The organism is Pseudomonas sp. NPDC090755 (genome assembly GCF_044769005.1).
Classification (GTDB): domain Bacteria; phylum Pseudomonadota; class Gammaproteobacteria; order Pseudomonadales; family Pseudomonadaceae; genus Aquipseudomonas.
This window is the reverse complement of record NZ_JBIVXC010000003.1, coordinates 37123-50277: the sequence shown is the minus strand read 5'-3', so window position 1 is coordinate 50277 and position 13155 is coordinate 37123. Positions and strand designations below refer to the sequence as shown.

The window sequence follows — 13155 nt, the reverse complement described above, 5'->3', positions numbered from 1 at the left end:
CGGTACAGGGGTGGGTAAGGGCAATCAGTGACCCGGCGCGCGCTGGCGCCAGGCCTGGGAACGTTGCAGCAGGCCGCGCGAGGCCCAGGCCAGGAGCAGCGAGACGCTCGCGCTGGTCAGCAGGATGAGGGTCGACATCGCCGCAGCACCGCCGACGTTGCCGGCGTCGTCCATGTTCAGCACGGCGACAGCGGCAAGGATGGTGTCGGGGCTGTAGAGGAAGATCGCCGCCGACACCGTGGTCATCGCCGAGACGAACAGGTAGCGGATGATGTCCAGCAGCGCCGGCAGGCAGATCGGCACGGTGACCCGCAAGAAATGCCGGTACAGCGGTGCCTTGAGCGACAGCGCGGCAGCCTCGAACTCGCCATCGAGTTGGCGCAAGGCGGTGGTCGCGGTCATCTGTGCGGTGGTCAGGTAGTGGGCGATGGTGCACACCACCAGCAGCGCCATGCTGCCGTAGAACACATGCAAAGGGTTGCTGGTCAGGTTGAAGAAAAACACATAGCCAAGGCCCAGGACCAGGCCCGGCACCGCCATCGGCACGAAGCTGAGCAGTCGCAGCAGCAGGTTCAGCGGACGCTGGCCTTTGGTTTTCTCCATGAGGTAGGCGCCGGTGAAGATCACTGCGCTACCGATCAGGGCAGTGCCCAGGGCCATGGTCAGGCTGTTGCGATAGGCCAGCCAGCCGCCACCTGCGGTTTCATCGAACTGATAGTGCTTGAGCGACAGCGACAGGTTGTAGGGCCAGAAGGTGACCAGCGAGGAGTACACCGCCATGCCCACCACCAGCAGCAAGATCGCGCACACCAGCAGCACCAGGGCCATGAAGCAGGCATCGCGACGGCGCGATGGTTGTGGCTGGAACACCTGGGCGCGACCGCTCATGGCGTCCCCCTGGCGACGACGCAGCCAGGCATCGACGGTGAAACTCAGCAGCGCCGGCACCAGCAACACCATGCCGATCAGCGCGCCACGACCGAACTGCTGCTGGCCGACCACCGCCTTGTAGGCTTCCAGTGCCAGCACCTGATAGTCACCACCGACCACCACCGGTACACCGAAGTCAGTAATCGTCAGGGTGAACACCAGGCAGAAAGCGGCGAACACGGCCTGACGCGTGGCTGGCCAGGTGATGCTGTGGAAGGCGCGCCAGGGGCCGGCGCCCATGCTCGACGCGGCATCGAACAGGCGCGCATCGGCCAGCGACAAGGCCGAGAGCAGGATCATCAGGGCGTGGGGAAAGGTGTAGATGGCTTCACCCAGGACAATGCCCCAGAAGCCATAGATGTTGTCACTGAGCAGTCCACGCAGCAGCCCCTGATTACCGAACAGGTACACCAGGGCAATGGCCGGCAGCATCGACGGCGCCAGCAACGGCAGCAGCGAGATCCCTCGCCACAGGCCCTTGGCCGGGATCAGGGTGCGCTGCAGGGCATAGGCGAACAGGTAGGCCAGCGGCACGACAATGGCCGCGACACTGAGCGACACCTTGAGGCTGTTGCCCAGCAACCAGTGAAAGTTGGCGCTGGCGAACAACTCACGGGCAGCGACCAGGCCGCCGCCTTGCCCTGCGTCGCTGCTGAAGCCGCGCCAGAAGATCGCCAGCAGCGGCATCAGCACGGCAACGGTGAGCAGAAGCAGCAACAGCCACTTGCCGCCGACCACAAACAGTCGATCTCCCAGGGACACACCGGCGCGGGGTGCTGCCTTCGCGTGCGCGATCGGCATGGCCATTGGCGCGGCCATCTCAGGCAAACACCTGCAGGCTGCGCGGCGGCAGGGCTACCCAGATGTCCTGGGACCCCAGGCGCGGCATGGATTCGGGGGCCACTTCGGCGAGCAGGGCGTGACCCGGCAGTTCGTTGAACTCGAAGCTCATCCGGCAACGGTTGCCCAGAAAGGTGATCTCCCGCACCCGTGCCGGGAACAGGTTCTCCTCATGCACCGGCGGATTGACGCTGATTGCCTCGGGACGGCAGAACAGACGACCGCTGCGCGCCCCACTGGCGCCTTCGGCCAGGCGCATGTTCAAGGCACCGACCTGGGCATGGCTGTCGCTGTGACGCTGGAACGGCAGCCAGTTGCCCTGGCCGACGAACTCGGCCACGAACGGCGTGGCCGGCTTGTCGTAGATCTCCTGGGGCGTTGCGTACTGCTCGACCTGGCCGTTGTTCATCACCGCGATGCGGTCGGCCATGAGCATGGCTTCGTCCTGGTTGTGGGTAACCATCAGGGTGGTGATACCCAACTGGCGCTGCAGTTGGCGCAACTCGGTGCACAGGTGCTCGCGGACCCGTGCATCGAGGGCCGACATGGGCTCGTCGAGCAGCAGCAGCGAAGGCGCCGGCGCCAGGGCTCGGGCCAGGGCCACGCGTTGCTGCTGACCGCCGGAGAGCTGGCCGGGGTATTTTTTCTCGCTGCCGGACAGGCCGACCAGTTCGAGCATCTGCGTCACGCGCTGGCGCACTTCGTCACGACCGCTGCCGGCCAGGCCGTAGGCGATGTTGGCCTCTACCGTCAGGTTGGGAAACAGGGCGTAGGACTGGAACAGGATGCCGTAGTCACGGGCCTGGGGAGGCAGCTCGGAAATATCCCGGTCGCCGATGTACAGGGTGCCACGGTCCTGACGCTCGAGGCCGGCGATGCAGCGCAGCAGCGTGGTCTTGCCGCAACCGGAAGGGCCGAGCAGGCACACCAGTTCCCCGGCGGCGATGTCGAGGGAGACATCCTGCAGGGCGGTGAAGGCGCCGAAACGCTTGTGGATACCGCGCACCTTCATCTGTGCGCCTGGGTTTGCGACCGGAGTGTTCATGGCAAGACCTCATCGAGCGAATGAGGGTCATGCTAGGGAGGCATTGCGAAGGTTCTGTGGCGGGAAAGCAAAAGTTGGTGATAGTGGTATAGGCAGATTTGGGTGTCTGTAGGAGCGGGCTTGCCCCGCGATGCGATGTGCCTGACAAGACACCATCGCGGGACAAGCCCGCTCCTACAATGCAGATACTTCCTGAGCCAGGCCGAGAAAGGCCGCCGGCAAGCGCGCCTGGCGACGCTCTTTCAGGCAATACAGGTACTCATGCATCACCGGCGCATTCTCCAGGCTCAACACCCGCAACTCCGGGTTATGCGGCACTTCATGGCGGGCAATGATGCTGATGCCGATATTGCGCAGCACCGCCTCACGAATCGACTCGCGGCTACCGATCTCCAGGATCGAACCGACCTTGACCCCGGCCTGCTCCAGCATCTGCTCGGTCAGCTTGCGTGTGGTCGAGCCCTGCTCGCGCACCAGCAGGCAATGCCCGGCCAGGGCCGACAGCGGCAAGGACTCACGATTGGCCAGCGGGTGATTGCGATGCACTGCCACCACCAACGGATCGGTGCCCAGTACCCGGCGCACCAGGCGGGCGTCCTCAAGCAGTTGCGACGAGGCGGCCAGGTCCACCCGGTAATCTTCCAGCAACTCCAGCACCTGCTGGGAGTTGCCGATCTCCACCGACACCTCCACCTGCGGCAGGCGCTCGCGAAAGATCTTCACCAGGTCGAGGATGTAATACGGCGCCGTGGCGGCGATGCGCAAGCTGCCCTGGGCCTGGCCGCTGTTGCGCAGGAAGAACTCGATATCGGCTTCCTGCTGCAGCAGGGTCTTGACCATCGGCAGCAGCCGCGCGCCGTCGTCGCTGAGGGTCAGGCGCCGGCCACCACGGTAGAACAGCTCCACGGCGTACTGGCTTTCCAGGTTGCGGATCTGGGTGGTGACCGTCGGCTGGCTGAGCCCGAGTTTCTTCGCCGCCAGGGTGATGCTGCCCAGACGGGCAACCATGTAGAAGGCTTTCAACTCGGAACTCAACATACATCCTCTATTTTCGCAGCAGGCGCAGGCCGTTGAAGACCACCAGCAAGCTCACGCCCATGTCGGCGAACACCGCCATCCACATGGTTGCCATCCCGGCGAAGGTGATCGCCAGGAAGATCGCCTTGATCCCCAGCGCCAGCACGATGTTCTGGGTCAGGATCGCCGCACTCTGGCGCGAGAGCCTGACGAAGGCCGGGATTTTGCGCAAGTCATCATCCATCAGCGCCACGTCGGCGGTCTCGATGGCGGTGTCGGTACCGGCGGCGGCCATGGCGAAGCCGATCTCGGCACGGGCCAGCGCCGGCGCGTCGTTGATACCGTCGCCCACCATGCCGACCCGGTGGCCCTGGGCGTACAGGTCCTCGATGGTCTTGAGCTTGTCGGCCGGCAGCAGGTTGCCCCGGGCCTGGTCGATACCCACCTGGGCGGCGATGGCCTGGGCCGTGTGCGGATTGTCGCCGGTGAGCATGACAGTCTTGATACCCAACTCATGCAGCTCGGCAATCGCCTCGCGGCTGCTGTCCTTGACCGTGTCGGCCACGGCGAACAGCGCCAGCGGCCCGCTCTGGTCGAGCAGCAGCACCACCGTCTTGCCCTGACGCTCCAATGCATCGAGGCGGGCTTCAAGCTCAGGCGAGCACAGGCCCAGCTCTTCGACCAGGCGATGGTTGCCCAGGTGGTAGAACTGACCGTCGATTTCACCACGCACGCCACGACCGGCCAGGGCTTCGAACGCCCTGACCTCGCTCAGGGCCAGCTGTTGCTCGCCGGCAAACACGGCAATGGCGCGGGACACCGGGTGATCGGAGCGCTCGCCCAGGCTTGCGGCCAGGGCCTGGGCGCGGCCTTCGAACAGGGGGTCGAGGACCACATGGTCAGTCTGCACCGGCTTGCCGTGGGTGATGGTGCCGGTCTTGTCCAGGGCCAGGAAGTCGAGCTTGCGCCCACCCTCCAGGTACACCCCGCCCTTGACCAGGATGCCTTTGCGCGCCGCCGCCGCCAGGCCGCTGACGATGGTCACCGGGGTAGAAATCACCAGCGCACATGGGCAGGCCACCACCAGCAACACCAGGGCGCGATAGATCCAGTCGAACCAGGCGCCGGCCATGAACAACGGTGGAATCACCGCTACCGCCAGGGCAAAGGCGAACACGGCCGGGGTGTAGATACGCGAGAACTGGTCGACGAAGCGCTGGGTCGGTGCCCGCGCGCCCTGGGCCTCTTCCACCGCCTTGATGATCCGCGCCAGGGTCGACTGCCCGGCCGCCGCCGTCACCCGGTACTCCAGGGCACCGGCCTGGTTGATGGTGCCGGCGAACACCTTGTCGCCCGGGCCCTTCTCCACCGGCAGGCTCTCGCCCGTGATCGGTGCCTGGTCGATGCTCGACTGACCACTGACCACCTCGCCATCCAGGCCGATGCGCTCGCCAGGCCGTACCCGCACCAGGGCGCCGAGGGCGACCTGTTTGACGTCCAGCTCGCGCCACTGGCCGTCGGCCTGCTGCACCGTGGCCAGGTCCGGGCTCAATTGCATCAGGCCGCCGATGGCGTTGCGCGCACGGTCCAGCGAACGCGCTTCGATCAACTCGGCCACGGTGAAGAGGAACATGACCATGGCCGCTTCCGGCCACTGGCCGATCAGCACCGCACCGGTCACGGCGATGCTCATCAGCGCGTTGATATTGAGGTTGCGGTTCTTCAGGGCGATCCAGCCCTTCTTGTAGGTACCCAGCCCGCAACCGAGGATCGACACCAGGGCCACCGCCGCCACCACCCAGTCCGGCGCCAGCGCGGCGAAGTGAATGACCTCGGCGGCCACGGCGGCAACACCCGCCAGGGCCAGCGGCCACCAGTGCTTTTTCGCCGGGGCAGGCACTGCGGCGGGTTCGTCGCTGGCCTCGGTCAACGGCTCGGCCTGCATGCCCAGCGAAGCGACCGCCTGCTCGATGGCACGGGTGTCGGCGTGGGTATGGTGCACGCCGAGGATGCGATTGATCAGGTTGAATTCCAGCTGCTCGACGCCCGCCAGCTTGCCCAGCTTGTTCTGGATCAGGGTCTGCTCGGTCGGGCAGTCCATCGCCTCGATGCGAAAACGGCTCAGGCGCGCATTGCCGCTGCTCGCTTCTGTCAACTGCACCAGGGCCGGTGCGGCGTCGTGGGCGCAGCAACTGTGGGCGTGCTTGGCGTGGTCATGATCGTGGGGTTCTTTACCCGGGGTATGGCTGACAGGCTGGTTCATGGGTTCATCCCTAAATGTCCTGTTGCCAAGTGAACACCCTGTAGCCACTATAGGGTCAAGCCACCTGTCGAGGTATTTGCAGATGAAGATCGGAGAACTGGCCAAGGCCACCGACTGCGCCGTCGAGACCATCCGCTACTACGAGCGCGAAGGCCTGCTGCCGGAGCCTGCGCGCAGCGAGGGCAATTACCGGCTGTACACCCAGGCCCATGTTGAGCGCCTGACGTTCATCCGCAACTGCCGCACCCTGGACATGACCCTGGAAGAAATCCGCAGCCTGTTGCGTCTGCGCGACAGCCCGGACGACCAGTGCGAAAGTGTGAACGCCCTGATCGATGAGCATATTGAGCATGTGCAGGCGCGTATCGATGGCTTGCAGGCCTTGCAGACGCAACTGCTGGAACTGCGCCAGCACTGCCATCCCAAGGAGGTTCAGTGCTCGATCCTGCAGCATCTTGAGGTCAATGGTGCGGTGACGGCGCCGGAGGCGGAGCCTTCGCATGTGGGCAGAAGCCACGGGCACTGATTACTGCATATCCTGTGGGAGCGGGCTTGCCCCGCGATGCGATGTGGCTGACAGATTGCATCGCGGGGCAAGCCCGCTCCCACAGGCGGTGATCAGACCGCCATGGGCGCGGTCATGGGCGCGTGGTGCTCGTAGCCTTCGAGGCTGAAGTCGCTCGGCTCGATCTTCTCCAGCCACTCTGGCTCGTACTTGCCGGTCTTGGCGAAGTCCGGCACACGATCGCTGATCACCAGCTTCGGCGCTTCCAGCGGCTCGCGCTTGAGCTGCTCGTTCAGCATGTCCAGGTGGTTTTCGTAGACATGCGCATCACCGATGAAGTAGGTGAACCAACGCGGCGTGTAACCGGTCAGGCGGCCGAACAGCGACAGCAGCGCCGCGCCTTCGGTGAGGTTGAACGGCGTGCCCAGGCCCAGGTCGTTGGAGCGGATGTAGAGGGTCAAGGAGATTTCCTTCGTCTCGACATTCGGGTGGAACTGGTACAACAGGTGGCACGGCGGCAGGGCCATTTCGTCGAGCTGGGCACAGTTCCAGCCGTGGAACAGAATGCGGCGGCTGCCGGGGTCGTTGGCGATAGTGTCCAGGCACTGGCGCACCTGGTCGATAGCCTTGTACAGGATGACGAAGGCCTGGCCGTCTTCCTCATCCTGGGCGATCTTGCGAAAACCCTGCTGTTCAGCCATTGCGATGGCCGCCGGGTTGCTCAGCGGGATGCGCTTGTAGCCCGGCCACTGGCGCCACTGCACGCCGTAGATCTCGCCGAGGTCGTCATGCCCCTGGCGAAACGGGTTAGCCAGCCACTGGGCATTTTCGTTGGCGTTCTGGTCCCAGACCTTGCAGCCCAGCTCGCGGAATTCACCGGCGTTCTTGACCCCGCGCAGGAAGCCGACCATCTCGCCGATCGCCGACTTGAACGCCAGCTTGCGGGTAGTGATGGCCGGAAAACCTTTCTGCAGGTCGAAGCGCAGCATGGCGCCGGGCAGGCTGATGGTGCGGATACCGGTACGGTTGCCTTGCAGGGTGCCGTTTTCGATAACGTCGCGGACCAGATCTAGATACTGTTTCATGGCTTACCTGTAACAAAGACGGCAGGGGGATCACCCCTGCCGTGGAAATCAAGCGGCGGCCTTGGCCGTCGGTGTGCGGTGGTAGGCCCACCAGATCAGGCCGATGCCGCCGAGGATCATCGGCACGCACAGCAACTGGCCCATGGTCAGCCAGCCGAAGGCGATGTAACCCAGCTGGGCGTCCGGTACCCGTACGAATTCGACGATGAAGCGGAAGATGCCGTAGAACAGGGCGAACATCCCGGAGATGGCCATGGTCGGACGCGGCTTGCGCGAGTACAGCCAGAGAATCAGGAATAATGCCACACCTTCCAGGGCGAACTGGTACAGCTGCGACGGATGACGCGGCAACTGCGCCGGATCGCTGAACGGCGGGAAGACCATGGCCCAGGGCACGTCGGTGGCCTTGCCCCACAGTTCGGCGTTGATGAAGTTGCCGATGCGCCCGGCGCCCAGGCCAATCGGCACCAGCGGCGCGACGAAGTCCATCAGTTCGAAGAACGACTTGTTGTTGCGCTTGCCGAACCACACGGCTGCCAGCATCACGCCGATGAACCCGCCGTGGAACGACATGCCGCCCTTCCACACTTCGAAGATCAGCGCCGGGTTGGCCAGGTAGGCGTGCAGGTCATAGAACAGCACGTAGCCCAGGCGCCCGCCGACGATCACCCCCATCGACAGCCAGAACACCAGGTCGGACAGCTTCTCCCGGGTCCAGGTCGGATCGAAGCGCTCCAGGCGCCGCGAGGCCAGCAGCCAGGCACCGCCGATACCGACCAGGTACATCAGGCCATACCAATGGATTTTCAACGGTCCCAGGGCAATGGCCACGGGATCGATCTGCGGGTAAGGCAGCATGGTGACTCCTCTCGTTAAAGCAGAAAGCTTAGGCCGACGCAGAACAGCAGCGCGGCGAACAAGCGCTTAAGCAGGCGTGGCGACAGTTTGTGCGCCAGGCGCGCGCCGAAGCGGGCAAAAAACATGCTGGTCAGGGCAATCCCCAGCAGCGCAGGCAGGTACACGAAGCCCAGGCTATGCGCCGGCAGGTGCGGGTCATGCCAGCCCAGCCAGATGAAACTCAGGGCGCTGGCCACCGCAATCGGAAAGCCGCAGGCCGAGGACGTGGCCACCGCCTGCTGCATCGGCAGGCTGCGCCAGGTCAGGAACGGCACGGTCAGCGAACCTCCACCGATCCCGAAGATCGCCGACGCCCAGCCGATCACACTGCCGGCAGCGGTCAGCCCGGTTTTACCGGGAACACTGCGGCTGGCCTTGGGCTTGAGGTCCAGGGCCATCTGCACGGCAATCACCAGGGCGAATACGCCGATGATCTTCTGCAACATCGGCCCCTGGATCGCCGAGGCGGTCTTGGCGCCGATACCGGCACCGACCAGGATGCCCAGCGTCATCCAGACGAAAATCGGCCATTGCACCGCGCCCTTGCGGTGGTGCTCGCGGATGGCATTGACCGAGGTGAAGACAATGGTCGCCAGGGAGGTTCCCACCGCCAGGTGGGTCAGTACCGAGGCATCGAAGCCCTGCACGGTGAAACTGAACACCAGCACCGGCACGATGATGATGCCACCGCCAACGCCGAACAGCCCGGCCAGCACGCCTGCACAGGCGCCCAACAGCAGATAGAGCACGAATTCCATTGTCGCCCCCGTAAATTCAGTCCGGCATGGTAACGGAAGGTAGGCCTGTGGCTCTAGTGAAGTCACATTAAGTCGGTGGATCGGCCGGCTCGCTTTGGTAGAGTGGGCGAAAACACAGAGGCCCACCTATGTGCCTGATCGTCTTCGCCTGGCGGCCCGGGCATGCCCAGCCGCTGATCGTCGCGGCCAACCGCGATGAGTTCTACGCCCGCCCCAGCCGCATGCTCGCGGCCTGGGACGATGCCCCGGGCGTCTACGCCGGGCGCGACCTGGAAGCCGGCGGTACCTGGCTGGGCGTCGGCCCTCAGGGCCGCTTTGCCGCGCTGACCAATATCCGCGACCCGCAGCAACCGGTAGGGGCGCGTTCCCGCGGCGAGCTGGTGGCGGCGTTCCTGCGCGGCGAGTTGGGTGTGGAGGCCTATCTCGACCAGGTGGCCAGCCGCAGCCAGCAGTATTCGGGGTTCAACCTGCTGGTGGGCGATGGCGGCCAGCTGGGCTACCTGAATGCCCGCAATGCTGGCGCGCAACTGCTGGGGGCAGGTGTCTACGGCCTGTCCAATGCCGGACTGGATACGCCCTGGCCAAAGCTGGTGAAGGCCCGTGCCGGGCTGGAGCGGCATCTGGCCGACCCGCAGCCGGAAGGGTTGCTGACGCTGCTGGGCGACAACCTGCAAGCGGCAGATGGCGAGCTGCCGGAAACCGGCGTAGGGCTGGGTACCGAGCGGTTGTTGTCGAGTGTGTTCATTGCCAGCCAGAACTACGGGACACGGGCCAGCACGGTGCTGATTGTCGAAGCCGATGGTCGGCGGCGGTTGGTCGAGCGCAGTTTCGGGCCGTTCGGGGGACATCTGGGAGAGGTGGATCTGCAAGTCTGACCTTATCGCGGGGCAAGCCCGCTCCTACAGGAGGTCTCTGTAGGAGCGGGCTTGCCCCGCGATAAATCTCAAAGGTTCTTCGCCGATCCCGGGTTGATCATCCGCGCCAGCCCCAGGTTCTTCAGGGCCAGTTGCAGCGAGCTGTGGATAACTTGCGGGTTGTCGATGCCCATGGCCTGGGCCAGCAGCTCCTTGGATTTGCCCAGGCTCACCTGGCGCAGCATCCACTTCACCTTCGGCAGGTTGGTGGCGTTCATCGACAGACTGTCAAAGCCCATGGCCATCAGCAGCACCGCCGCCGCCGGATCACCGGCCATCTCGCCGCAGATACTCACCGGCTTGCCTTCGGCATGGGCGTCGCGCACCACGGTCTGCAAGGCCTGCAGCACCGCCGGGTGCAGGTAGTCGTAGAGGTCGGCGACCCGCGGGTTGTTGCGGTCCACCGCCAGCAAATATTGGGTCAGGTCGTTGGAGCCGACCGAGAGGAAGTCCACCTGACGCGCCAGTTCACGCGTCTGGTACACCGCAGCCGGGATTTCGATCATCACCCCCACCGGCGGCATCGGCACGTCGGTGCCTTCGTCACGCACTTCACCCCAGGCCCGGTGGATCAGGTGCAGGGCCTCTTCCAGCTCGTGGATGCCAGAGATCATCGGCAGCAGGATGCGCAGGTTGTTCAGGCCTTCACTGGCCTTGAGCATGGCGCGGGTCTGCACCAGGAAGATTTCCGGGTGGTCGAGGGTCACGCGGATCCCGCGCCAGCCGAGGAAGGGGTTGTCTTCCTTGATCGGGAAATACGACAGCGCCTTGTCGCCGCCGATGTCCAGGCTGCGCATGGTCACCGGCAGGGGGTGGAAGGCCGCCAGCTGCTCGCGGTAGATCGCCAGTTGTTCCTTTTCGCTGGGGAAGCGCTGGTTGATCATGAACGGCACTTCGGTGCGGTACAGCCCCACGCCTTCGGCGCCACGCTGCTGGGCGCGGGCGACATCGGCCAGCAGGCCGGTGTTGACCCACAGCGGCATGCGGTGGCCATCGAGGGTGATGCACGGCAGTTCGCGCAGCGCATCCAGGCCCTGGGCCAGCTGGCGCTCTTCCTCGACCACCTCGGCGTACTGCTTGCGCATCACGTCGCTGGGGTTGGTGTAGACATCGCCCTTGTAGCCATCGACGATCATTTCGATGCCGTCGACCTTCGAGTACGGCAGGTCGACCAGGCCCATCACCGTGGGGATACCCATGGCCCGGGCCAGGATCGCCACGTGGGAGTTGCCCGAACCTAGCACCGACACCAGGCCGACCAGCTTGCCTTCCGGCACTTCGCCGAGCATGGCCGGGGTCAGCTCCTCGCTGACCAGGATGGTGTTGTCGGGGTAGACCAGGCTCTGCTGCCGGGCCTCCTGCAGGTAGGCCAGCAGGCGCCGGCCCAGGTCCTTCACATCCGAGGCCCGCTCGCGCAGGTAGGCGTCGTCCATCAGCTCGAAGCGATTGACGTGCTCGCCCACCACCTGGCGCAAGGCGCCCTGGGCCCACTGGCCGGTCTTGATCACCTGCACCACTTCACCGCCCAGGGCGGCGTCGTCGAGCATCATCAGGTAGACGTCGAACAGCGCACGCTCTTCCGGGCGCAACTGGGTGGCGAGTTTGGCAGAGAGGTTGCGCATGTCGTCGCGCACCCCTTCCAGGGCGGTATTGAACAGTTTGAGCTCGGCGTCGATGTCATCGACGCTCTTGTCCGGCACCACGTCGAGGTCGGCCGGCGGCAACATGACCACCGCCTTGCCCACCGCGGCGCCGGGCGAGCCGGGTACGCCGACGAACTTGGCCTCCTGGATACCTTTGCCCTGGCGGCCCAGGCCGCGAATGGAGCCTGTGGCCTCGGCATGGGCGATAACGCCGGCCAGCTGGGCGCTCATGGTTACCAGGAAGGCTTCCTCGCCTTCATCGAACTGGCGCCGCTCCTTTTGCTGGATGACCAGAACGCCAACCACGCGCCGGTGGTGGATGATCGGCGCACCGAGGAACGAGGCGAAACGCTCTTCACCGGTTTCGGCGAAGTAGCGATAACGCGGGTGGTCGGCGGCGTTTTCCAGGTTCAGCGGTTCTTCGCGGGTACCGACCAGGCCGACCAGGCCCTCGTTGGGCGCCATGCTGACCTTGCCGATCGAGCGCTTGTTCAGGCCCTCGGTGGCCATCAGGACGAAACGGTTGGTCTCGGGGTCGAGCAGGTACACCGAGCAGACCTGGCTACCCATGGCCTCTTTTACGCGCAACACAATGATCCCCAACGCCGTCTTGAGATCCTTGGCGGAGTTAACTTCCTGGACGATCTTGCGCAGCGTATTGAGCATGGCTCGGGGTCGAACTCCGTCGTCAGTCGCGCGCCAGCAGGCGCGGGGCAAGCTCTTTGAGAGCGCGGCGGTAAACCTCGCGCTTGAATGTCACCACCTGGCCCAGCGGGTACCAATAACTGACCCAGCGCCAGCCATCGAACTCCGGCTTGCCGGTCAGGTCCATCCGCACCCGCTGCTCGTTGGAGACCAGGCGCAGGAGAAACCATTTCTGCTTCTGGCCGATGCACAGCGGTTGGCTGTGGGTACGGACCAGGCGTTGGGGTAAACGATAACGCAACCAGCCGCGGGTGCAGGCAAGAATTTCAACATCATCGCGCTCCAGCCCCACTTCTTCGTTCAGCTCGCGGTACAGGGCATCTTCCGGCGTCTCTTCAGGGTTGATACCCCCTTGTGGAAACTGCCAGGCATCCTGGTTGATCCGTCGAGCCCATAGCACCTGCCCAAGATCATTCGTCAGAATGATCCCGACATTGGGGCGAAAACCATCGGGGTCGATCACGGCAGCAACCTCGCAAACGCATGTCACGGCATTGTTCCATAAAGGCCACAAGGCCAGCAACGCGCCCGTTTACCTTATGTGCACCGATGT

The 13155-nt window shown here is 64.7% G+C and carries 11 protein-coding genes; 2 read left to right on the top strand and 9 right to left on the bottom strand.

The genetic code is table 11. The annotated features are described in order from the left end of the window. Positions 1 to 24: 24 nt before the first annotated feature. The 4 genes from ACIQUS_RS07140 to ACIQUS_RS07125 form a co-directional block, all read right to left on the bottom strand. On the bottom strand, positions 25 to 1749 hold the full coding sequence (locus ACIQUS_RS07140; RefSeq protein ID WP_403044776.1) for a putative 2-aminoethylphosphonate ABC transporter permease subunit: 1725 nt from the start codon (positions 1747 to 1749) through the stop codon (positions 25 to 27). Between the two features lies 1 nt (position 1750). Continuing rightward, positions 1751 to 2815, bottom strand: coding sequence for a putative 2-aminoethylphosphonate ABC transporter ATP-binding protein (locus ACIQUS_RS07135; RefSeq protein ID WP_403044773.1), 1065 nt, complete (start codon positions 2813 to 2815; stop codon positions 1751 to 1753). 174 nt (positions 2816 to 2989) lie between these two features. Continuing rightward, positions 2990 to 3853 carry a LysR family transcriptional regulator gene (locus tag ACIQUS_RS07130; RefSeq protein WP_403044770.1) on the bottom strand — a complete coding sequence of 288 codons (864 nt, stop codon included), beginning with the start codon at positions 3851 to 3853 and terminating at the stop codon, positions 2990 to 2992. Positions 3854 to 3860: 7 nt separating this feature from the next. Next, a complete protein-coding gene (locus ACIQUS_RS07125) occupies positions 3861 to 6095 on the bottom strand; it encodes a heavy metal translocating P-type ATPase (protein WP_403044768.1) in 2235 nt (744 codons plus the stop codon). A gap of 82 nt (positions 6096 to 6177) precedes the next feature. On the opposite strand from ACIQUS_RS07125, the gene cadR reads away from it, so the two are divergent. Next, positions 6178 to 6621: a Cd(II)/Pb(II)-responsive transcriptional regulator gene (cadR, locus tag ACIQUS_RS07120; protein WP_403044766.1), complete on the top strand. Its 444-nt coding sequence runs from the start codon at positions 6178 to 6180 to the stop codon at positions 6619 to 6621. 92 nt (positions 6622 to 6713) lie between these two features. Here cadR and ACIQUS_RS07115 read toward each other — a convergent pair whose 3' ends face one another. The 3 genes from ACIQUS_RS07115 to ACIQUS_RS07105 are packed head-to-tail and all read right to left on the bottom strand — an operon-like array spanning position 6714 to position 9340. Beyond that, the gene (locus ACIQUS_RS07115; protein ID WP_403044764.1) at positions 6714 to 7685 is read right to left on the bottom strand and encodes a thymidylate synthase; all 972 of its coding nucleotides are present in this window, start codon (positions 7683 to 7685) and stop codon (positions 6714 to 6716) included. 48 nt (positions 7686 to 7733) lie between these two features. Then, entirely contained in the window at positions 7734 to 8543 is an 810-nt protein-coding gene (gene lgt / locus ACIQUS_RS07110) for a prolipoprotein diacylglyceryl transferase (RefSeq protein ID WP_403044761.1), read from the bottom strand. 14 nt (positions 8544 to 8557) lie between these two features. Further along, a complete protein-coding gene (locus ACIQUS_RS07105; RefSeq protein WP_403044758.1) occupies positions 8558 to 9340 on the bottom strand; it encodes a sulfite exporter TauE/SafE family protein in 783 nt (260 codons plus the stop codon). Between the two features lie 128 nt (positions 9341 to 9468). Between ACIQUS_RS07105 and ACIQUS_RS07100 the strand changes: the two genes are divergently transcribed. Next, positions 9469 to 10215, top strand: coding sequence for an NRDE family protein (locus ACIQUS_RS07100; protein ID WP_403044755.1), 747 nt, complete (start codon positions 9469 to 9471; stop codon positions 10213 to 10215). A 68-nt stretch (positions 10216 to 10283) separates the two neighbouring features. Here ACIQUS_RS07100 and ptsP read toward each other — a convergent pair whose 3' ends face one another. After that, positions 10284 to 12563 (bottom strand): phosphoenolpyruvate--protein phosphotransferase, encoded by a 2280-nt coding sequence (ptsP, locus tag ACIQUS_RS07095; RefSeq protein WP_403044752.1) that lies wholly within the window; start codon positions 12561 to 12563, stop codon positions 10284 to 10286. A gap of 22 nt (positions 12564 to 12585) precedes the next feature. Continuing rightward, complete coding sequence (locus ACIQUS_RS07090) at positions 12586 to 13065, bottom strand: RNA pyrophosphohydrolase (RefSeq protein WP_010222140.1); 480 nt, start codon at positions 13063 to 13065, stop codon at positions 12586 to 12588. Positions 13066 to 13155: the final 90 nt, after the last annotated feature.